Below are 19,399 nucleotides of genomic sequence, written 5' to 3'. Positions count from 1 at the left end.
CCTGCCGATCACCATAGGACGCCGGTCGTGTCCTGGGGACGTATTCACGGGCGGGAGGACTCCAGCGCCGTCAGGCCGCCCAGCAACACCCGTGTGAAGCTGCGCACCCACTCCTCGTCCGCAGGTTCCGCGCTCACCAGTGTGCGGTGGACGACCGCTCCCGCGACCATGTCGAAGATGAGGTCGACCGTGCGGGCGGTCTCCTCGGGGCTGGTCTCCGGGGGGAGTTCACCGCGGGCCTGGGCCCGGGTGCGGCCCTGGAGGACCAGGCGTTTCTGGCGTTCGACGATGGAGGCGCGGATCCGCTCGCGCAGCGCGTCGTCGCGGGTGGACTCGGCCACCACCGCCATCAGCCCGCTCTTGGCCTCGGGGCGGGCCAGGATGGCCGCGAACTGCAGGACGACGCCCTCGGTGTCGGCGGCGAGGCTGCCGCGGTCGGGGAGTTCCAGTTCGTCGAAGAGCTCCGCCACCGCGTCGACGACGAGTTCGTGCTTGCCGGCCCAGCGGCGGTACAGCGTCGTCTTTGCAACCCCGGCCCGCGTGGCCACGTCTCCGAGGGTGAGCCTCGACCAGCCCAGCTCGACCAGCGCCTGCCGCGTGGCGGCCAGGATCGCGGTGTCCGCGGCGGCGCTGCGGGGGCGGCCGGGGCGGCCCGAGGGGGTGCTGGTCTGCATCCCTCGACCATAACCGGCGGGTCGTGCGGTGCCGTGAGGGAGATCACCGAGGCGTACTTTTCCTCGACCCCCTCCTGCCATTACGCTACGACTCGTAGCGAAAGCCCGTGACGGACGTACACGGGTGGCGATCGCACGGCGTGGGGTGGGGACCCGGCGCCGGACGGCACCGACCAGGCCATGCTTTTCATATCGCTTTTCACGCACACGCGAGAACGGGGGAGGATAGACGCATGCAGCCACGGAACATGTCCATGAGCGGAGTCGTCGACCTCGCCGCGGTGAAGGCGGCCCAGGAGGCCAAGGCGAAGGCGGAGCAGGCGCGCGCCCAGGCGGCCCAGCAGGGCGGCACCGGAGCCGTCTCGCCGGCCGATCTCGTCATCGACGTCGATGAGGCGGGGTTCGAGAGCGATGTCCTGCAGCGCTCCGCCGAGGTACCCGTCGTCCTCGACTTCTGGGCCGAGTGGTGCCAGCCCTGCAAGCAGCTGAGCCCGGTCCTGGAGCGGCTCGCGGTCGAGTACAACGGGCGGTTCCTGCTCGCCAAGATCGACGTCGACGCCAATCAGATGCTGATGCAGCAGTTCGGGATCCAGGGGATCCCCGCGGTGTTCGCGGTCGTCGCCGGGCAGGCGCTGCCGCTCTTCCAGGGTGCCGCCGGCGAGGACCAGATCCGGCAGACCCTCGACCAGTTGGTCCAGGTCGCCGAGCAGCGCTTCGGGCTGACCGGCCTGGTCGTCGACCCCGAGGCCGAGCCCGGCGGCCGTCCGGCCCCCGCCGAGATGCCGGCCGGCCCGCACGACGCCCTGCTCGAGGCCGCCGTACGCGCCCTGGACGCGGGCGACTTGGGCGGCGCGGTCCAGGCGTACAAGAACGTACTGAGCGACGACCCGGGCAACATGGAGGCGAAACTCGGACTCGCGCAGGCCGAGTTGCTCCAGCGGGTGCAGGACGCGGACCCGCAGCAGGTGCGCAAGGAGGCGGCCGAGAAGCCGGCGGACGCCCAGGCCCAGATCGCCGCCGCCGACCTGGATCTGGTGGGCGGTCATGTCGAGGACGCTTTCGGCCGACTTATCGACACCGTGCGGCGCACGGCGGGCGAGGACCGGGACGCCGTACGGCTGCGACTGCTCGAACTCTTCGAAGTGGTGGGGGCCGAGGACCCGCGGGTGACGGCGGCGCGCAGGGCGCTCGCGCGCGCCCTGTTCTGAGCGGGCCGGAAGCCGCGTCCTGACCAGTCGCTAAACACTCGGGCATGTGTTGCCGGAGTGAAAGGTTGGCCGAGGATCGTCGTAGGCGGCCGCGCTTTACCAAATCTTGGTAAACGCGGCCGCTGTTACTGCGAGTAAGAGATCGGTGTTGATCTGTCGGATTCTGTCCGCCGATCCATGACTTTGTCCCGCCCTCCGGGACCACCCTGCGTCGCCGGTCGAGACCGGCGGGTCGTTGTTCGGTTATCGCGCCGTTACTAGCGAGTAACGACCCCCCTTGTGCCTGGCGCGAGAATGCACCACGATCGGCGACGCTCGGTCCATTCCCGTACCCCGACAGCCAATCGGGCCCGCGGGATCCTCTGGGTCCCCACCGAGCAGAGTCGACGGCCGATGCCGTCGGCTCTTGGACAGGGGGGTCTTCGCCCTTCGGGTGAAGCCTGTCCGGCAGGGTTGTGCGTGATGCGTGTCAGGCGCGACCAGTGGTTGTCGCTCGGGGGTGATCGCCGGTGATTCGGGCGCGGTTCGCGCCACCGAGCGCGGGCGCTCTCCCTTCCGAGGACGTAGCACTTCTCCCATCCCTGCCCGGCCGAGCCGCCGTCCGGAGGCGCGCCCGGGCCAGGAGATGTACGTCCGAGAAGGAGGAAATATGGAGTCCCAGGTGCGTGGCGGGACCAGATGGAAGCGGTTCGCTGTGGTCATGGTGCCCAGCGTCGCCGCCACGGCATGCATAGGCATCGCCCTCGCGCAGGGCGCGCTCGCCGCGTCGTTCAGCGTGTCGGGCCAGTCGTTCAAGGTCTCGGCCGACAAGCTCGTGGGTACGGGCTTCTCGCAGTACGGGGCCATTGACTCGGGCTACACGCTCGACGGCAAGAAGACGGCTCACCCCGTCGCCGTCTCCGCGTTCAAGTCCGCGTCGATCACGAACATGTGCCAGTCCGTGGTCACCCCGAACATCCCGCTGCTCGGCTCGGTCAGCCTGACGCTGAAGGCGGGCGGCGGCGATACGCCGGTGCAGGCCGAGAACCTGTACATCGACGTCGAGGACCTGAGCGCGGATGCCACGTTCCACGGCATCGACATCGGTGTGGCGGGCAAGGACCTCAGCAAGGGTCCCGGCATCAAGAGCGGTGACACGGCCAACCCGTACGGCTTCGCCCAGCAGGCGGAGTCCGCGGAGCTGACCGACGTGAAGCAGACGGCGTGGGCGACCACCGCCGGAACCTTCAAGCTCAGCGGCCTGAAGATGTCGCTGTCGACGGGTGTCAAGGAGTGCTACTAAGCACTCGCTGACGGGCGGGGGAGCCGGTGGCCCCCCGCCCGTCCACTCCGAAGCCCGGATCTTCACACGCAAGACGACTCACCACCACAGCAACGCCGCACCAGGGAGCTGTTTTCCATGAGCGCCGAGACTCCTGCCGCCCCCGGCCGCGATGAGCACTACATTTCGGTCATCAAGCGGAACTTCCGCGCTTGGCGGGGCGGTCGGCCGTTCTGGGCCGGCCTGTTCGTCCTCCTCGGTGGTATCCCCATCGCCTACTTCCCGTACGCACACCTGCAGATCGGGCACCTGACGCTGGCGATGGCCACCACGGCGGGCGCCGGATCCCTGATCATCGGCGTGCTGCTCGTGGTCCTCGGCATCAGCCTGTGGTTCCAGAAGCACGTACGGGTCTTCGCCGGTGTCGCGGCGATCCTGCTGGCCCTGGTGTCCATCCCGGTGTCCAACCTCGGTGGCTTCCTCGTCGGCTTCCTCTTCGCGCTCGTCGGCGGAGCGATGGCCGTTGCCTGGGCGCCGGGCGCGCCGCCCGCGCCGGAGCACGCGCACGCGTCCACGGGATTCGGCGACGTCCCCCAGGGCGCGTTCGTCGACCCGGCCCCGGCGGGTCCGGTCGTACCGACCACCAAGAGCGTGGACGGGGTGAGCGAGCCGAACGATCTGTCAGGAACGAACCCGGCCAACGGGGCGAACGGGAGGCACAGTGCCGGCTGACGAGGTGACCCACGGGACGGATGTGGACGCGTCCCGTGTGAGAACCGGGCCGCGCCATGCGGCACCCAAGAAGCCGCTGTTCACCAGGATCCACATGCCGGCCGGGAAGGCGATGGCCCTCGCGGCGATGCCGACGGCGGTCCTCATGGGGATGGGCTTCACGGCGAGCCTGGCGATCGCCGACAACAACAACTCGCCGTCGCCGTCGAAGAGTCTGTCGGCCGACGAGTACAAGGACTGCGTCGCGGCGCTGGAGGACGGAGCCTCCCCGTCGGCCTCACCCTCGGCCTCGCCTTCGCCCTCCACCTCGGCGGGCGACTCCTCCGACGACAAGACGGACGGCAAGGACGACACCGGCGACACCGGCGGCAAGACCGACGACACGGGGGCGACGCCGGAGCCCACGGCCACGGGCGGCTCCTCCGGCGGGGACTCCTCGTCGGATTCGGGTTCCGACGACAAGCCCGAGCCCACGCCGTCCCCCTCCGCCTCGGCGGACAAGGAGGCCGAGTCCTCCGGCTCGGGCGCCGGTACGCCGAGCCCGTCGGCGTCGGAGAGCGGCGGCGGCCTCCTCGACACCATCGGTGACACCATCGAGGACGTCTTCACCGGCGGCAACAAGGCGTCCTCGGACGCGAGTCCGACGCCGTCCCCCTCCGCCTCGTCCTCGGCGCCCGCCGCGGGCAGCGACAGCGGCGACGACGGCGGCAAGAGCTCCGACACGACCTCCGGCAAGACCTCCGACTCGTCCGACCCCGTCAAGGAGACCACCGACAAGGTCACCGACACGGTGAAGGACACCGTCGAGGGCACCACCGACAAGGCGTCCGAGGCGGCCAAGAAGGCCGAGGAGGCGGCGAAGGACGCGGCCGACACGGCCACCGCCACGCCGAGCCCGTCGGCGAGCCCCTCGCCGGACGCGGACGACTGCCCGGTCGCCACGGACGCCGAGAGCGGCATCGACAACAAGGTGCGGCTGCCCGACGAGCCCTGGACCCTGAACGCCAGTTCGCTGCTGCTGAAGGGCGCCGACTACAAGGGCGTCGCGAAGGTGAAGACCGCCAACGGCACGGTCAAGGAAGTCCTGAAGTTCGTCATATCCGACGGCACCGACATCGGTGACCTGCACCAGTCGGTCAAGGACCCCAACTCCGGGAAGACCTACCACGTGCAGGCGGGCAAGGGCACCACGTCCACGATCCGCGACGGCGACACCGTGATGTACACGGAGAAGATCTCCGGCAACCTCTTCGGTCTGATCCCGGTGACCTTCGACCCGAAGAACCCGCCGCCGCTGAACATCCCGCTCATCTACTTCACCAACGTGACCGTGCAGCAGGCCGGTCAGTTCGGCGGCACCCTGCACGTGCCCGGACTGCATCAGTACGCGACCGGCTGAGCGGCCTTCACGAGCCCGTTCGGGAGCCGCACACACTGAGGGCGCCCCCTGGAGCCAGGGGGCGCCCTCAGCGCCGTACAAGGGCCTTGTGGGCCCGGGCGGATCAGCGCTGCGCGTTGCCGCCGAGGTGGTGGACGCGGAGCATGTTGGTGGTGCCGGGGACGCCGGGGGGCGAACCGGCGGTGATGATGACGATCTCGCCCGGGTTGAAGCGGTTGATCTTGGCGATCTCCTGGTCCACCATGTCGACCATCTCGTCGGTGGTGTTCACGAACGGCACGATGTGCGACTCGACGCCCCAACTGAGCGTCAGCTGGTTGCGGGTGCCCTCGTCGGTGGTGAACGCGATGATCGGCTGCTGCGCGCGGTAGCGGGAGAGACGGCGGGCGGTGTCGCCGGACTGGGTGAACGCCACCAGTCCGCGGCCACCGAGGAAGTCGGCGATCTCGCACGCGGCACGCGCGATCGAACCACCCTGCGTGCGCGGCTTCTTGCCCGGGACGAGCGGCTGCAGGCCCTTGGACAGCAGCTCCTGCTCGGCCGCGGTGACGATCTTCGACATCGTCCGCACGGTCTCGATCGGGTACGCGCCCACGCTCGACTCGGCGGACAGCATGACCGCGTCGGCGCCGTCCAGGATCGCGTTGGCCACGTCGGAGGCCTCGGCGCGGGTCGGACGGGAGTTGGTGATCATCGACTCCATCATCTGGGTCGCCACGATCACCGGCTTGGCGTTGCGCCGGCACAGCTCGATCAGGCGCTTCTGCACCATGGGGACCTTCTCGAGCGGGTACTCGACGGCCAGGTCGCCACGGGCCACCATGACGGCGTCGAACGCCATCACGACGTCCTCCATGTTGTCCACCGCCTGCGGCTTCTCCACCTTGGCGATGACGGGGACCCGGCGGCCCTCCTCGTCCATCACACGGTGGACGTCGGCCACGTCCTTGGCGTCCCGGACGAAGGACAGGGCGACCATGTCGCAGCCCATGCGCAGCGCGAAGCGGAGGTCCTCGACGTCCTTCTCGCTCAGCGCCGGGACGTTCACGGCCGTGCCGGGCAGGTTGATGCCCTTGTGGTCGGAGACGACACCGCCCTCGATGACGATCGTCCTGACCCGCGGGCCCTCGACGTCCAGGACCTTCAGCTCGACGTTGCCGTCGTTGATGAGGATCTGGTCGCCGCGGGAGACGTCCCCGGGCAGGCCCTTGTAGGTCGTCCCGCAGATCTGCTTGTCGCCCGGCACGTCCTCGGTGGTGATGGTGAACTCGTCACCCCGCTCCAGCTCGACCGGCCCCTCGGCGAAGGTCTCCAGGCGGATCTTCGGGCCCTGGAGGTCGGCGAGGACGCCGATGGGGCGGCCGGTCTCCTTGGCGGCGGCACGGACACGGTCGTACCGGCCCTGGTGCTCGGCGTGGGTGCCGTGGCTGAAGTTGAAGCGGGCCACGTTCATCCCGGCCTCGATCAGCGACACGAGCATCTCGTGGGAGTCGACCGCGGGGCCGAGAGTACAGACGATTTTCGAACGGCGCATGGGACGATCCTATCGGTTTGTTTCGCTACGGAATATTCCGTCTGGCGGAAAATACAAATGGGCGGCTATGCGCTCAGGCGTGTTACTGCCGTGTATTGCTCAGTTGGCCACGCGGCGGAGCCGCATATTGTTACTGCCCGACCAGTGCGTAGGTCTGTGTGGCGATCTCCAGTTCCTCGTCCGTCGGCACCACCGCGACCGCCACCCGGGCGCCCGCGGGCGAGATCAACCGCGCCTCGTCGGCCCGTACGGCGTTCAGCCCGTCGTCCACCGTGAGCCCCAGTTCCTCCAGGCCGGCCACGGCGGCCGCCCGTACCGGCGCCGCGTTCTCGCCCACTCCGGCGGTGAAGGCGACCGCGTCCACCCGGCCGAGCACCGCGTAATAGGCGCCGATGTACTTCTTCAGTCGGTGAATGTAGATGTCGAAGGCCAATTGGGCCTGTTCGTCACCCTCGTCGATCCGGCGCCGGATCTCCCGCATGTCGTTGTCCCCGCACAGGCCGATCAGCCCGCTCCTCTTGTTGAGGAGAGTGTCGATCTCGTCGATGGACATTCCTCCAACGCGCGCCAAATGGAAGATGACGGCAGGATCCATGTCTCCGGAGCGCGTACCCATCACGAGCCCCTCCAAAGGCGTCAGCCCCATGGAGGTGTCCACGCACTTCCCGCCCCGCACCGCGGAGGCGGACGCCCCGTTGCCGAGGTGCAGCACGATCACGTTGACGTCCTCGGGCGCCTTCCCCAGCAGCTTCGCCGTGGCCCGGGAGACGTACGCGTGCGAGGTGCCGTGGAATCCGTAGCGGCGCACCCGGTGTTCGTCGGCGGTCCGTACGTCGATCGCGTAGCGCGCCGCCGACTCCGGCATCGTCGTGTGGAAGGCGGTGTCGAAGACGGCGACCTGCGGCAGGTCCGGGCGCAGAGCCCGGGCGGTGCGGATGCCGGTGAGGTTGGCGGGGTTGTGCAGCGGCGCCACCGGGATCAGCCGCTCGATCTCGGCGAGTACGGACTCGTCGACCACCGTCGGCTCGGTGAAGGACTTCCCGCCGTGCACGACCCGGTGTCCGATCGCCGCCAACTCCGGCGAGTCCAGGCCGAGGCCGTCCTTGGCGAGCTGCTCCGCCACGGCCTTCAGAGCGGTCTCGTGGTCGGCGATCGGGCCGTTCCACTCGCGGGACTCGCCGCCGCCTTCGCCCGTGCCGAGCGGTGTGTGCTTCAGGCGGGCGCTCGAATCCTCACCGATGCGCTCGACCAGGCCCGTTGCCAGCCGGCTGCCGTCGCTCATGTCGAGCAGCTGGTACTTCACCGACGACGAGCCGGAGTTGAGGACGAGGACGCGAGTGGGGGACGGTTGGGCGGTCACTGGGCGGTCGCCTTCTCGGTCGGGGACGGGGCGGAGGTCTGGGCCTGGATCGCCGTGATGGCGACGGTGGTGACGATGTCCTGGACGAGGGCGCCCCGGGACAGGTCGTTGACGGGCTTGCGCAGCCCCTGGAGCACCGGGCCGACGGCGATCGCGCCGGCCGAGCGCTGCACGGCCTTGTAGGTGTTGTTGCCGGTGTTCAGGTCGGGGAAGATCAGCACGCTGGCCTGCCCGGCCACCTCCGAGCCCGGCAGCTTGGTCGCCGCCACCGTCGGCTCCACGGCCGCGTCGTACTGGATCGGCCCCTCGATCTTCAGGTCGGGGCGCCGGGTGCGGACGATCTCCGTGGCCTGGCGCACCTTGTCGACGTCGGCGCCCGAACCGGACGTACCCGTCGAGTACGACAGCATCGCGATCCGCGGTTCCACGCCGAACTGCTCGGCGGTCGCGGCCGACTGGATGGCGATGTCGGCGAGCTGCTCGGCGTTCGGGTCGGGGTTGACCGCGCAGTCGCCGTAGACGAGGACCTTGTCGGCCAGGCACATGAAGAACACGGACGACACGATCGAGGCGTCCGGCTTGGTCTTGATGATCTCGAAGCCGGGCCGGATGGTCGCGGCCGTGGAGTGCACGGACCCGGAGACCATCCCGTCGGCCAGCCCCTCCTGCACCATCAGCGTGCCGAAGTAGTTCACGTCCGAGACGACGTCGTAGGCCAGTTCCACCGTGACGCCCCGGTGGGAGCGCAGCAGGGCGTACTGCTCGGCGAAGGAGTCGCGCAGCTCGCTGGTGGCCGGGTCGATCAACTGGGAGTCGCCCAGGTCGATGCCGAGGTCGGCGGCCTTCTTGCGGATCTGGTCGACCGGACCGAGCAGGGTCAGGTCGCACACCCCGCGTCGCAGCAGCACCTCGGCCGCGTGCAGCACGCGTTCCTCGGTGCCCTCCGGCAGGACGACCCGGCGCCGCTCGGAGCGGGCCCGTTCGATCAGCTTGTGCTCGAACATCATCGGCGTGAGGCGGTCGCTGCCGGTGACGGAGACACGCTGGTCGAGGCCGGCGGTGTCGACGTAGCGCTCGAAGAGGCCCAGCGCCCGTTCCGCCTTGCGCGGGGTGGCCGCGTTCAACTTCCCCTCCAGGGAGAAGAGTTCGGCGGCGGTGGGGAAGCTGGTGCCGGGCACCGAGATCACCGGGGTGCCCGGGGCGAGGCGGGCGGCCAGGGTGAGGACGTCGTCGCCGGGCACCTCGTCCAGGGTGAGCAGTACGCCCGCGATCGGCGGGGTGCCGGCGCTGTGCGCGGCGAGTGAGCCCACCACCAGGTCGGCGCGGTCGCCCGGGGTGACGACCAGACAGCCCGGGGTCAGGGCGCCCAGGAAGTTCGGCAGCATGGCCCCGCCGAACACGAAGTCCAGCGCGTCCCGGGCCAGCCCCGAGTCGTCGCCGAGCAGGACCTTCGCGCCGAGCGCGTGGGTGATCTGGGCGACGGTCGGGGCGGAGAGGGCCGCGTCGTCGGGGAGGACGTAGCACGGCACCGGAAGCCGCGAGTCGAGCCCGTCGGCTATCGCGTCCCGGTCGGCGGGGGAGACCCGGTTGGCGACCATGGCCAGCACGTCGCAGCCGAGACCCTCGTACGCGCGGTAGGCGTTGCGGGTCTCGGCGAGCACGGACTCGGGGGTCTGCTTGCGGCCGCCCACGACCGGGATGACCGAGGCGCCGAACTCGTTGGCGAGGCGGGCGTTGAGGGACAGCTCGTCCGGGAGCTGCGTGTCGGCGTAGTCGGTGCCGAGGACGAGGACGACGTCGTAGTCCCGGGCGACGGCGTGGAACCGGTCGACGAGCGCCGCGACCAGCTCGTCCGTGCCCTGTTCGGCCTGGAGGGCGGACGCCTCCGCGTAGTCCATGCCGTAGACGGTCGTCGGGTCCTGGGACAGCCGGTAGCGGGCCCGCAGCAACTCGAAGAGGCGGTCGGGCCCGTCGTGGACGAGGGGGCGGAAGACCCCGACCCGGTCGACCTGCCGGGTCAGGAGTTCCATGACTCCCAGCTCGACGACCTGGCGTCCGTCGCCGCGGTCGATACCGGTCACGTACACGCTGCGCGTCACGCGGGATCTCCGTTTCGTCTGTGCGTACAGATGTGCGTACAAAAATCGCCCACCGAGGTGAGCAGAACCCTCTTGACAATACCTCCGGCGATGGTTAAGGCGCGCGGAGCTGGGGTGGAGTGAGGGGGGAGTGCTGGTGGAGCCGGACGGGAGCGACATGGGCCGGAACGGCATGAAACAATCGGACCTGGCTCACCGGTGTCAACAGCGAGCAGGAGACACAGCACGATGCGTATCGGAGTTCTCACCGCAGGCGGCGACTGCCCCGGCCTGAACGCCGTGATCCGGTCGGTCGTGCACCGCGCGGTCGACAACTACGGCGACGAGGTCATCGGCTTCGAGGACGGATACGCCGGTCTGCTCGACGGCCGCTACCGCGGCCTCGACCTGGACTCGGTCAGCGGCATCCTGGCCCGCGGCGGCACCATCCTCGGCTCCTCCCGCCTGGAGCGCGACCGGCTGCGCGAGGCCTGCGAGAGCGCCTCCGACATCGTCCACGACTTCGGCATCGACGCCCTGATTCCCATCGGCGGCGAGGGCACGCTGACGGCCGCGCGCATGCTGAGCGACGCGGGTCTGCCGGTGGTCGGCGTCCCCAAGACGATCGACAACGACATCTCCTCCACGGATCGCACCTTCGGTTTCGACACCGCCGTCGGGGTCGCCACGGAGGCGATGGACCGCCTGAAGACGACGGCTGAGTCACACCAACGAGTGATGGTCGTCGAGGTCATGGGCCGGCACGCGGGCTGGATCGCCCTGGAGTCCGGCATGGCGGCCGGCGCCCACGGCATCTGCCTCCCCGAGCGTCCCTTCGACCCGGCGGACCTGGTCAAGATGGTCGAGGAGCGCTTCTCCCGCGGCAAGAAGTTCGCGGTGATCTGCGTCGCCGAGGGCGCCCACCCCGCCGACGGCACCATGGACTACGCCAAGGGCGACATCGACCAGTTCGGCCACGAGCGCTTCCAGGGCATCGGCACCGCCCTCGCCTACGAGCTGGAGCGGCGCCTCGGCAAGGAGGCCAAGCCGGTCATCCTCGGCCACGTCCAGCGCGGCGGCGTGCCGACCGCGTACGACCGCGTCCTCGCGACCCGCTTCGGCTGGCACGCGGTGGAGGCCGCGCACCGGGGCGAGTTCGGCCGCATGACCGCGCTGCGCGGGACGGACATCGTGATGGTGCCGCTCGCGCAGGCGGTGACCGAGCTGAAGACGGTCCCCAAGGACCGGATGGACGAGGCGGAGTCGGTCTTCTAGTGCCGTGACCGGAAAGGTTTGCCGGGAAGTTCGCGGCGTCCGGTGCGGTGCATCGGAAGGCGGAGTATCGCCCGTGTACTGGATGTACTCGGGTGATGCGACAACGCGGCGGTGGGGGCCCCTCCCGCGCGAGCGAAGCCGAGCGTGGGGGAGCCGTGCCGGGCGCCGCGAGCCGGTGAACCTTTCCGGTCACGGCACTAGACCGCCTCGCCCGCGCCGCCGCCCTCGACCCCGGCCCAGAACCGGTCGACGATTTCGTTGAGGAAGTCCCGGTCGGCCGCACCCCGGTCGCCGGTCCCGCCCCAGCTCAGGGTGGCGGCCATGTGCCCCTGGTAGATGCCGTGCAACTCCTGGAGGACGCCCGCCAGGAGCCGCCGCTCCAGGGGCACGACCTTGCCCACCGGCCGTACGTACCCCTGCCAGCGCGTGGTGACCGCGCCGCGCAGCAGGTCGGCCAGTTCGGCGTCGCGCCCCGAGACGGTCACGAGGTCCGCCACGGACAGGCCGAGCAGCGCGGCGAGCGCCGCGGACTGCCGCTCGCCGCCCCGCCATCGCTCGCTCTCCTCCATCCGCAGATACGCGCCGAGTTCGCACCCGACGGCCCGGGCGACGTCCTGCGGTGCGAGCCCACGGGCGATCCGGTGCTCGCGCAGCGTGCGTGGACGGCCGATGAGTTCACCGGGGGAACACCACAACACACCCGCGAGCGCCGTGAGTTCGGGGCTGCTCGGGGTGGTGGCCCCGCGTTCCCAGGCGAGGACGAGGTCCGGGGTGACGTAGGGGAGCCCGTACGAGGAGCGCAGGCCGTGGGCGACGTGCTCGGGCCCCATGCCGAGGGCGGCGCGCAGGCGCCGGGCGGCGGGTGCGTCGAAGGGGGGACCGGGCTGGTTCGGCAGGGCTGGGGGGCGGCGCATTGGCCACACCGTAGGGGCGGGGCGAGATGCTGACTACGCTCTGTTCGGCCAGTATCACTCATCGTAGGAACATACGGTTCCGGGCGTTGGGCAGGCGTGGCGGAAGATCGTCTGTCAACGGGGCAGGACCGGTCGCGAGGATGACATCGGGCCGCCCGGACGGGGGCCGGGAGGAGCGTGGCATTCGTGTACGAGGTGAATGGCAAGGTCGAGGGGCATGTGCGCGAGCGGCTGCCGGCGCCGAACTTCTGGCATCTCGCGACGGTCGGCCCCGACGGGACGCCGCAGATCTCGCCCATGTGGGCGGACCTCGAAGGTGAGTTCGTCATGGTCAACACGGCGATCGGCCGGGTGAAGGAGGCGAACCTGCGGCGCAATCCGAACGTTTCCCTCTCCCACCACGACCCCGACAACCCCTACGACCGCGTGGAGATCCGGGGCCGCGTCGTCCTCCCCCACTGCCCAAAGGCGTGGGAGGTGCCCCCATCGTCGAGGGCGAGCAGGCGGAACGCGCCATGGACCGCCTCACCCGCAAGTACATCGGCGAGGACCGCTACCCCTGGCTCCTCCCCGGCGAACGCCGCGTGATGCTGCTGATCGAGCCGGTACGGGTGCGCAGGGTGGTCGGCGTGGAGCCGTTCCGGGCGGGGGTGCTGCCGGAGGGTGACTAAGGGATTACGGGGCAGCCCTTGGCTCCCTCATCCGCGCCCGCCGTTGATCTGCTTGCCGATGACGGTTCCGTAGAACGTCCCGCCCCGGAAGTCGAGGTGGTCCCCGGCGTTGGACGCAGGGCCGGCGGGGCCGCGATGGGGGTCCTCCTCAGAGCCGGTGGAGTCGGAGGTGCCTCTCGGCCGGTGCTTGCGCAGTACGCCCATGGCCACCCTGGCCGCCTGCGCGGCCGCCCGCTGCTGGGAGCCCGAGGCGTCGGCGTCGTGCTTGGCCGCGTCGGCGAGGTCGCTGATGCCCCGGATCACGAGCGCGCCCACCTGGCCGTTGAGATGGGCCGCGTGGGCCGCGCCCGAACCCTCCATCTCGATGGCCGCCGCGTCGTTGTAGTGCACGCGCAGGTGCCGGGCGATCTCGGAGCGGGCGTCCGCCAGGACCACGTCCCCCGTCGCGATCGGCTTGAAGTGCGCCCGTACGCCGTCCATGTCCCGCACCGCGGAACGCGCCGCCTGGTCCAGCGCGTGGGAGGCCGGCCAGGCCTCGGGGCGGACCAGGAAGCCCTCGGGGGTCTGCTTGCCGCCGTGGATGCCGTAGACCTTCGTGCCGACGACGACGTCCCCGATCCCGATGTCGTCCTTCAGACTGCCCGCCACCCCCACGAACAGCACCGCCTGCGGCCGCAGCCACGACACGAGCCGTGTCGTCAGCGCGGCGGCACGCGCGGCGCCCTCGCCGAGCTCCGCCAGGGCGACCGTCCACGGCGTGCCGTCGAGCCGGCCGCGTTCGACGACGGTGCCGTCCTCGTGGACGAGTTCCGAGCGGTCGGTGATGTGGGCGCGCACGGCGGTGTACTCGACCGCCAGGGCGGTGAGGATCACGACGGTGGGAGGTGTCTCGGGCACCCCTTTAAGGTACTGGTAAGTCGCCGACGCCGGAGTGTCGTTGGCAGCGGGGGAGGGGCACACGTGGCGGAGCGGGAGGATCTCGGGGTCGGGCAGTTGCTGCTCGCCGAGTACCAGAGCGTCAAGGACGAGCAGAAGGCCCGGATCGGATTCCGGGACAACCTGCTGTACGTGACCCTCGCGGTCGTCGCCGCCGTCGTCGCGGCGGCGGCCCAGGCCAAGCAGCCGTCGATGCTTCTCGCGCTGCCGCCGGTGTGCGTCGTCCTCGGATGGACCTACCTCGTCAACGACGAGAAGATCTCGGCGATCGGGTACTACGTGCGGGACGATCTGGGCCCCAGGCTGGCCGAACTCGTCGCGCCCGCGGGCGGTTTCGCGACCTTCGGATGGGAGGCGTACCACCGCGGCGACACCCGCCGCCGGTCCCGCAAGGCGATCCAGACCGCGGTCGACCTGACGGCCTTCTGCGGGGTACCGCTGGCGGCGCTGGTCGTCTTCTGGGCCGGCGGGGACACAGGCGGGCTGCTCATCACCCTGTCGGTGCTGGAGGCGCTTGCCGTGGCGGGGCTCGGTGTACAGGTCGTGCTGTACACGAGACCGGCGCGCACTCCCCGCAACACTCCTCACTGACGTCGGTCCCGTACCCACCGATACACCAGCTCCGGTCTTCCCACCTGCCCGTACAGTGGCTTCCGCTCGGCTCTGCCGCCCTCCACGAGGTGCTCCAGGTAGCGGCGCGCCGTGATGCGTGAGATGCCCACGACCTCGGCCACCTTCGCCGCCGTGATGCCCTCGTCGACCTCCCGCAGCGCGTCGGTGACCCGTTCCAGCGTCGGTCCGCTCAGACCTTTCGGCAGGGCCGCCGGGCTCGGCGCCCGCAGCGCCGCCAGCGCGCGGTCCACCTCGTCCTGACCGCTGGCCTCTCCGGCGGCTCCCCGGAACTCCGCGTACCGCACCAGGCGGTCGCGCAGGGTGGCGAAGGTGAACGGCTTCAGCACGTACTGGACGACACCGAGGGACACGCCCTCGCGTACGACCGTCAGGTCCCGCGCGGACGTCACCGCGATGACGTCCGCGTGATAGCCGGCCGCCCGCAGGGTCCGCGCCAGCTGCAGGCCGTGCACGTCGGGCAGGTGCAGGTCGAGGAGGAGCAGGTCGACCGTCGTACGGTCGAGCATCCGCCGGGCCTCGGCGCCCGAGTGGGCCTTGCCGACGGCGACGAAGCCGGGGACGCGGCTGACGTAGAGGACGTGCGCGTCCGCGGCGACGGGGTCGTCCTCCACGACGAGGACCCGGATGGGCTGCTCGGCCGTCGTCACACCGCACCTCCGGAGGCGGCGGTGGGGCCGGTGGCGGGGGCGGCGGCCCGCAGGGGCAGGCGCACCTCGAACTCCGCGCCGCCCCCGTCCGCCTCCGTGACCGCCAGCGTGCCCTCGTGCCGGTGTGCGGCCTGCCGCACCAGGGCCAGGCCCAGGCCTCGGCCGCCGGGCCCCGACGGTTTCGTCGAGAAGCCGCGCTCGAAGACCAGGGAGGCGTGCGCGGGGTCGACGCCCGCCCCCGTGTCCGACACCCGCAGCAGCAGGTCGGCGCCCTCGGTGCGCGCGGTCACCGTCACGCGGGCCCGCAGGCTGCCCTGGGCCGCGTCCACGGCGTTGTCGATCAGGTTGCCGAGGATCGTCACCAGATCGCGGGCCGGGAGCGACTCCGGCAGCAGCCCGTCGTCCAGGCCGCTGTCCTCCGAGACCACCAGTTCCACGCCCCGTTCGTTGGCCTGGGCCGTCTTGCCGAGCAGTAGGGCCGCGAGCACCGGTTCGCTCACCGCCGCCACCACCTGGTCGGTGAGGGCCTGGGCCAGTTCCAGTTCGGCCGTCGCGAACTCCACGGCCTCCTCCGCCCGGTCCAGCTCGATCAGGGACACGACCGTGTGGAGGCGGTTGGCGGCCTCGTGCGCCTGCGAGCGCAGCGCGTGGGTGAAGCCCCGCTCGGAGTCCAGCTCTCCCATCAACGCCTGGAGTTCGGTGACATCGCGCAGTGTCACGACCGTGCCCCGCCGCTCACCGCCCGACACCGGGGAGGTGTTCACCACCAGGACCCGCGAGGCGGTCAGATGCACCTCGTCCACCCGCGGCTCCGACGCCAGCAGCGTCCCCGTCAGCGGCGCCGGGAGGCCCAGGTCCGCCACCGACGTGCCCACGACGTCCCCGGGCACGCCCAGCAGCTCCCGGCCGCCGTCGTTGATCAGCGCCACCCGGTACTGACCGTCCAGCATGAGCAGCCCCTCGCGTACGGCGTGCAGCGCGGCCTCGTGGTAGTCGTGCATGCGGCTGAGCTCGGCCGCGTTCATGCCGTGGGTGTGGCGGCGCAGCCGGGCGTTGACGACGTAGGTGCCGATGGCGCCGAGCGCGAGGGCGCCGACCGCGACGCCGAGCAGGGCCGTCACCTGGCCCCGTACCCGTTCGCTGATCGCGTCGACCTTGATGCCCGCGCTGACCAGACCGATGATCCGTTTGTCGCCGTCCTCGATGGGGACGACCGCGCGGACCGACGGGCCCAGGGTGCCGGTGTAGGTCTCGCTGAAGGCCTCGCCCTTGAGCGCCCGTGCGGTGTGTCCGCGGAAGTGCTGCCCTATCTCGTCCCGGTCGGGGTGGGTCCAGCGGATGCCCTGCGGGTTCATGATCGTGACGAAGTCGACCTTGGTGTCGTGCATGACCCGCAGCGCGTACGGCTGGAGCGCGGCCGAGGGGTCGGCGCCGCCGATCGCCGCGTGGACGGAGGGCGCGTCGGCGACCGAGTGGGCGACCGCCATGGCCTGGCTGGTCGCGGCGTCCTCGGCCTGGCGGGCGTCGCTGACGTACGTGAACAGCGCGTATCCGGCCACGACGACGGCGATCAGCACGGCCTGCATGGCGAAGAGCTGACCGGCCAGGCTCCGGGGTCTCGGGACGGGGATGCGCATGTCGTCAGTCTGCCCCTTGGCCGATTGTGAACTAAATGAACGGAAGGGTGACCGCGCTCACAGGGAGGTGAATAGTCACGGACAACCCCCACACCCATCCGGACGTGAGCCGCACGCCGGTGATGCCGACGAAGACGTCAAGGAGGGCAGCCGTGGCCGCCGCCAGCAACTCCCCAACGGCACCCGCAGCCAAGCGGGACCGCACGCACTATCTCTACATCGCGGTGATCGTCGCGGTGGCCATCGGTATCGCGGTGGGTCTCATCGCGCCCGACTTCGCCGTCGAGCTGAAGCCCATCGGCACAGGTTTTGTGAACCTGATCAAGATGATGATCTCCCCGATCATCTTCTGCACCATCGTCCTCGGTATCGGTTCGGTACGGAAGGCCGCGAAGGTCGGCGCCGTGGGCGGTATCGCCCTGGGCTACTTCATGGTCATGTCGCTGGTGGCGCTGGGCATCGGTCTCGTCGTCGGCAACATCCTGGAGCCGGGCACCGGCCTCGCGATCACCGACGCGGTCAAGGAGTCCGGACACGCGCAGGTGTCGGCGGAGGCCAAGGACACCACCGAGTTCCTGCTCGGCATCATCCCGACCACGATCGTGTCCGCCTTCACCAACGAGTCGGTCCTGCAGACCCTGCTGATCGCCCTGCTCGCCGGCTTCGCGCTCCAGGGCATGGGCTCGGCCGGCCAGCCGATCCTGCGCGGCATCGAGCACATCCAGCGGCTCGTCTTCCGCATCCTGGCGATGGTCATGTGGGCCGCGCCGATCGGCGCCTTCGGCGCCATGGCCGCGGTCGTCGGCTCGGCCGGTGTGGACGCGCTGAAGAGCCTCGCCGTGCTGATGTTCGGCTTCTACGTCACCTGCTTCCTCTTCGTGTTCATCGTGCTCGGCGTGCTGCTGCGGGTCGTCGCGGGCCTGAACATCCTCACGCTCTTCAAGTACCTGGGCCGTGAGTTCCTGCTGATCCTGTCCACCTCCTCCTCCGAGTCGGCGCTGCCGCGCCTGATCGCGAAGATGGAGCACCTGGGTGTCAGCAAGCCCGTCGTAGGCATCACCGTCCCGACCGGCTACTCCTTCAACCTCGACGGCACCATGATCTACATGACCATGGCGTCCCTGTTCATCGCCGACGCCATGGGTACGCCGATGGCGATCGGCGAGCAGATCCCGCTGCTGCTGTTCCTGTTCGTCGCCTCCAAGGGCGCGGCCGGTGTCACCGGCGCCGGCATGGCGACCCTGGCCGGCGGTCTCCAGTCGCACAAGCCCGCCCTGGTGGACGGCATGGGCCTCATCGTCGGTATCGACCGCTTCATGAGCGAGGCCCGCGCCCTCACCAACTTCGCGGGCAACGCGGTCGCCACCGTCCTGATCGGCACCTGGACCAAGGAGATCGACAAGGACCGCGTCCAGCAGGTCCTGGCCGGTGAGGCGCCCTTCGACGAGAAGACGCTGCTCGACGACGGCCACGGCGGCGCCGACGACGAGGCCGAGCTGCCCGAGCCTCGCGAGGACGGCGAGAAGGAGCTGGCGAAGGCCTGACCTCCGCCCACCCGCTCCGGGTGCCCGGCCCGGCCTGAACCCGGGCCGGACACCCGGCACGGACTCCGGGCGGCTGAGTACTCCCCCGTATGCTCAGCCGCCCGGTCCCATGACCCACAAGACCTTTCAGAGCTCCGAACAAAGGTGGGGCCCGGCTCGGGCTCCACCTTTGTTCGGAGCTCTCAGTCGCTCAGCTCGGCCACCAGCGAGGTGGCCCTGGAGGCGGGTACGCCCGCCGCGGTCAGCAGTGTGACCGCGGCGGAGCGGCCCGCCTCCTGTGCTGCCAGCAGTCCGTCGTTCACCGCCTCCATGAGCGCGAAGAGCATCTGCTCGTGCACGTACGCCAGTGCTTCCGGCGGCAGCGGTGAGCTGAAGACGCCCTGCTCCAGGCCACTGCGGAGCAGTTCGGTTCCGGCGGCGCGGGTCGGCGCGAGTCGCTCGCGGATGCCCTGCACGGTGACGCTGCGCTGGGCCAGCGCCACGAGGATCCGGTAGCGGTCGGCGACCTCCCAGACCGCGACCGTGGAGCGCGCCACCGCCTCCGCCGGGTCCCGGGCGCCCTCGCGGCCCGCGGCGTGCGCCGCCTCCACCGCCTCCACCGCACCGTCGACCAGCGTGCTGATCAGCGCCTCACGGCTGGGGAAGTGCCCGTACACCGTCCGGCGGACGACGCCCGCGGCGCGCGCGATCTGGTCCATGGACGCGTCGGGGTCGCGCAGCAGCTCGGCGAGGGCGACGTCGAGGATGCGGAGCCGGTTTGCGTCGGCGCGGCTGGTGCTACCCGTGGTCATGCCCGCCATTCTGCCTTCCACCTCACTCATTTGCACACCCCTGTGCAACGGGCGTACATTGCACAGTGTTGAGTAATTGCACGCACCTGTGCAATCCGTGTCACG

At 70.4% G+C, this 19,399-nt stretch carries 16 protein-coding genes and 1 pseudogene; 8 read left to right on the top strand and 9 right to left on the bottom strand.

Annotation, left to right across the window (positions count from 1 at the left end; genetic code table 11):
* Positions 1-44: 44 nt before the first annotated feature.
* Positions 45-674, bottom strand: coding sequence for a TetR/AcrR family transcriptional regulator (locus ACGFNV_RS06995; protein ID WP_393620113.1), 630 nt, complete (start codon positions 672-674; stop codon positions 45-47).
* 233 nt (positions 675-907) lie between these two features.
* Between ACGFNV_RS06995 and ACGFNV_RS06990 the strand changes: the two genes are divergently transcribed.
* The 4 genes from ACGFNV_RS06990 to ACGFNV_RS06975 all read left to right on the top strand — a co-directional run bounded on the left by ACGFNV_RS06990 (position 908) and on the right by ACGFNV_RS06975 (position 5,274).
* Complete coding sequence (locus ACGFNV_RS06990) at positions 908-1,882, top strand: tetratricopeptide repeat protein (protein WP_393620111.1); 975 nt, start codon at positions 908-910, stop codon at positions 1,880-1,882.
* A 649-nt stretch (positions 1,883-2,531) separates the two neighbouring features.
* Positions 2,532-3,164 (top strand): DUF6230 family protein, encoded by a 633-nt coding sequence (locus ACGFNV_RS06985; RefSeq protein ID WP_393620110.1) that lies wholly within the window; start codon positions 2,532-2,534, stop codon positions 3,162-3,164.
* A 117-nt stretch (positions 3,165-3,281) separates the two neighbouring features.
* Positions 3,282-3,875, top strand: a complete 594-nt coding sequence (locus tag ACGFNV_RS06980) for a DUF6114 domain-containing protein (RefSeq protein WP_393620108.1) — start codon at positions 3,282-3,284, stop codon at positions 3,873-3,875.
* Complete coding sequence (locus ACGFNV_RS06975) at positions 3,865-5,274, top strand: hypothetical protein (RefSeq protein ID WP_393620106.1); 1,410 nt, start codon at positions 3,865-3,867, stop codon at positions 5,272-5,274. Before ACGFNV_RS06980 ends, ACGFNV_RS06975 begins: the two co-directional genes overlap by 11 nt.
* Positions 5,275-5,377: 103 nt before the next feature.
* Here ACGFNV_RS06975 and pyk read toward each other — a convergent pair whose 3' ends face one another.
* The 3 genes from pyk to pta form a co-directional block, all read right to left on the bottom strand.
* Positions 5,378-6,808: a pyruvate kinase gene (pyk, locus tag ACGFNV_RS06970; protein WP_393620104.1), complete on the bottom strand. Its 1,431-nt coding sequence runs from the start codon at positions 6,806-6,808 to the stop codon at positions 5,378-5,380.
* 130 nt (positions 6,809-6,938) lie between these two features.
* Positions 6,939-8,168: an acetate kinase gene (locus ACGFNV_RS06965; protein ID WP_393620102.1), complete on the bottom strand. Its 1,230-nt coding sequence runs from the start codon at positions 8,166-8,168 to the stop codon at positions 6,939-6,941.
* On the bottom strand, positions 8,165-10,267 hold the full coding sequence (gene pta / locus ACGFNV_RS06960) for a phosphate acetyltransferase (protein ID WP_393620100.1): 2,103 nt from the start codon (positions 10,265-10,267) through the stop codon (positions 8,165-8,167). Before pta ends, ACGFNV_RS06965 begins: the two co-directional genes overlap by 4 nt.
* 228 nt (positions 10,268-10,495) lie before the next feature.
* Between pta and ACGFNV_RS06955 the strand changes: the two genes are divergently transcribed.
* Positions 10,496-11,521, top strand: a complete 1,026-nt coding sequence (locus ACGFNV_RS06955; protein ID WP_393620098.1) for an ATP-dependent 6-phosphofructokinase — start codon at positions 10,496-10,498, stop codon at positions 11,519-11,521.
* Positions 11,522-11,718: 197 nt separating this feature from the next.
* On the opposite strand, the gene ACGFNV_RS06950 is transcribed toward ACGFNV_RS06955, so the two are convergent.
* A complete protein-coding gene (locus ACGFNV_RS06950) occupies positions 11,719-12,435 on the bottom strand; it encodes an XRE family transcriptional regulator (protein ID WP_393620096.1) in 717 nt (238 codons plus the stop codon).
* A 177-nt stretch (positions 12,436-12,612) separates the two neighbouring features.
* Between ACGFNV_RS06950 and ACGFNV_RS06945 the strand changes: the two are divergent.
* Positions 12,613-13,106: pseudogene (locus ACGFNV_RS06945) on the top strand (PPOX class F420-dependent oxidoreductase).
* A gap of 27 nt (positions 13,107-13,133) precedes the next feature.
* On the opposite strand, the gene ACGFNV_RS06940 reads toward ACGFNV_RS06945, so the two are convergent.
* On the bottom strand, positions 13,134-14,003 hold the full coding sequence (locus tag ACGFNV_RS06940; RefSeq protein WP_393620094.1) for a nucleosidase: 870 nt from the start codon (positions 14,001-14,003) through the stop codon (positions 13,134-13,136).
* Between the two features lie 63 nt (positions 14,004-14,066).
* On the opposite strand from ACGFNV_RS06940, the gene ACGFNV_RS06935 reads away from it, so the two are divergent.
* Positions 14,067-14,633: a hypothetical protein gene (locus ACGFNV_RS06935; RefSeq protein ID WP_393620093.1), complete on the top strand. Its 567-nt coding sequence runs from the start codon at positions 14,067-14,069 to the stop codon at positions 14,631-14,633.
* Here the strand turns inward: ACGFNV_RS06935 and ACGFNV_RS06930 are convergent.
* Together ACGFNV_RS06930 and ACGFNV_RS06925 are read right to left on the bottom strand one after the other, a co-directional pair.
* On the bottom strand, positions 14,627-15,322 hold the full coding sequence (locus tag ACGFNV_RS06930; protein WP_393620092.1) for a response regulator: 696 nt from the start codon (positions 15,320-15,322) through the stop codon (positions 14,627-14,629). The genes ACGFNV_RS06935 and ACGFNV_RS06930 overlap by 7 nt on opposite strands.
* Positions 15,319-16,959, bottom strand: a complete 1,641-nt coding sequence (locus ACGFNV_RS06925; RefSeq protein WP_393620090.1) for an ATP-binding protein — start codon at positions 16,957-16,959, stop codon at positions 15,319-15,321. Before ACGFNV_RS06925 ends, ACGFNV_RS06930 begins: the two co-directional genes overlap by 4 nt.
* A 122-nt stretch (positions 16,960-17,081) precedes the next feature.
* On the opposite strand from ACGFNV_RS06925, the gene ACGFNV_RS06920 reads away from it, so the two are divergent.
* Positions 17,082-18,503 (top strand): cation:dicarboxylate symporter family transporter, encoded by a 1,422-nt coding sequence (locus ACGFNV_RS06920; protein ID WP_393621441.1) that lies wholly within the window; start codon positions 17,082-17,084, stop codon positions 18,501-18,503.
* Positions 18,504-18,685: 182 nt separating this feature from the next.
* On the opposite strand, the gene ACGFNV_RS06915 is transcribed toward ACGFNV_RS06920, so the two are convergent.
* Positions 18,686-19,303: a TetR/AcrR family transcriptional regulator gene (locus ACGFNV_RS06915; protein WP_393621440.1), complete on the bottom strand. Its 618-nt coding sequence runs from the start codon at positions 19,301-19,303 to the stop codon at positions 18,686-18,688.
* Positions 19,304-19,399: the final 96 nt, after the last annotated feature.

The organism is Streptomyces sp. NPDC048751, assembly GCF_043198595.1.
In the GTDB taxonomy this organism is placed as follows: Bacteria; Actinomycetota; Actinomycetes; order Streptomycetales; family Streptomycetaceae; genus Streptomyces.
Note: the sequence above shows the minus strand (reverse complement) of the source record. Positions and strands in the feature narration are given on the sequence as shown.

What these genes read in the sequence shown, in the direction of transcription:
- ACGFNV_RS06995 (WP_393620113.1), bottom strand. Translation starts at nt 674, where the DNA reads ATGCAGACCAGCACCCCCTCGGGCCGCCCCGGCCGCCCCCGCAGCGCC.
- ACGFNV_RS06990 (WP_393620111.1), top strand. Translation starts at nt 908, where the DNA reads ATGCAGCCACGGAACATGTCCATGAGCGGAGTCGTCGACCTCGCCGCG.
- ACGFNV_RS06985 (WP_393620110.1), top strand. Translation starts at nt 2,532, where the DNA reads ATGGAGTCCCAGGTGCGTGGCGGGACCAGATGGAAGCGGTTCGCTGTG.
- ACGFNV_RS06980 (WP_393620108.1), top strand. Translation starts at nt 3,282, where the DNA reads ATGAGCGCCGAGACTCCTGCCGCCCCCGGCCGCGATGAGCACTACATT.
- pyk (WP_393620104.1), bottom strand. Translation starts at nt 6,808, where the DNA reads ATGCGCCGTTCGAAAATCGTCTGTACTCTCGGCCCCGCGGTCGACTCC.
- ACGFNV_RS06955 (WP_393620098.1), top strand. Translation starts at nt 10,496, where the DNA reads ATGCGTATCGGAGTTCTCACCGCAGGCGGCGACTGCCCCGGCCTGAAC.
- ACGFNV_RS06950 (WP_393620096.1), bottom strand. Translation starts at nt 12,435, where the DNA reads ATGCGCCGCCCCCCAGCCCTGCCGAACCAGCCCGGTCCCCCCTTCGAC.
- ACGFNV_RS06925 (WP_393620090.1), bottom strand. Translation starts at nt 16,959, where the DNA reads ATGCGCATCCCCGTCCCGAGACCCCGGAGCCTGGCCGGTCAGCTCTTC.
- ACGFNV_RS06920 (WP_393621441.1), top strand. Translation starts at nt 17,082, where the DNA reads ATGCCGACGAAGACGTCAAGGAGGGCAGCCGTGGCCGCCGCCAGCAAC.
- ACGFNV_RS06915 (WP_393621440.1), bottom strand. Translation starts at nt 19,303, where the DNA reads ATGGCGGGCATGACCACGGGTAGCACCAGCCGCGCCGACGCAAACCGG.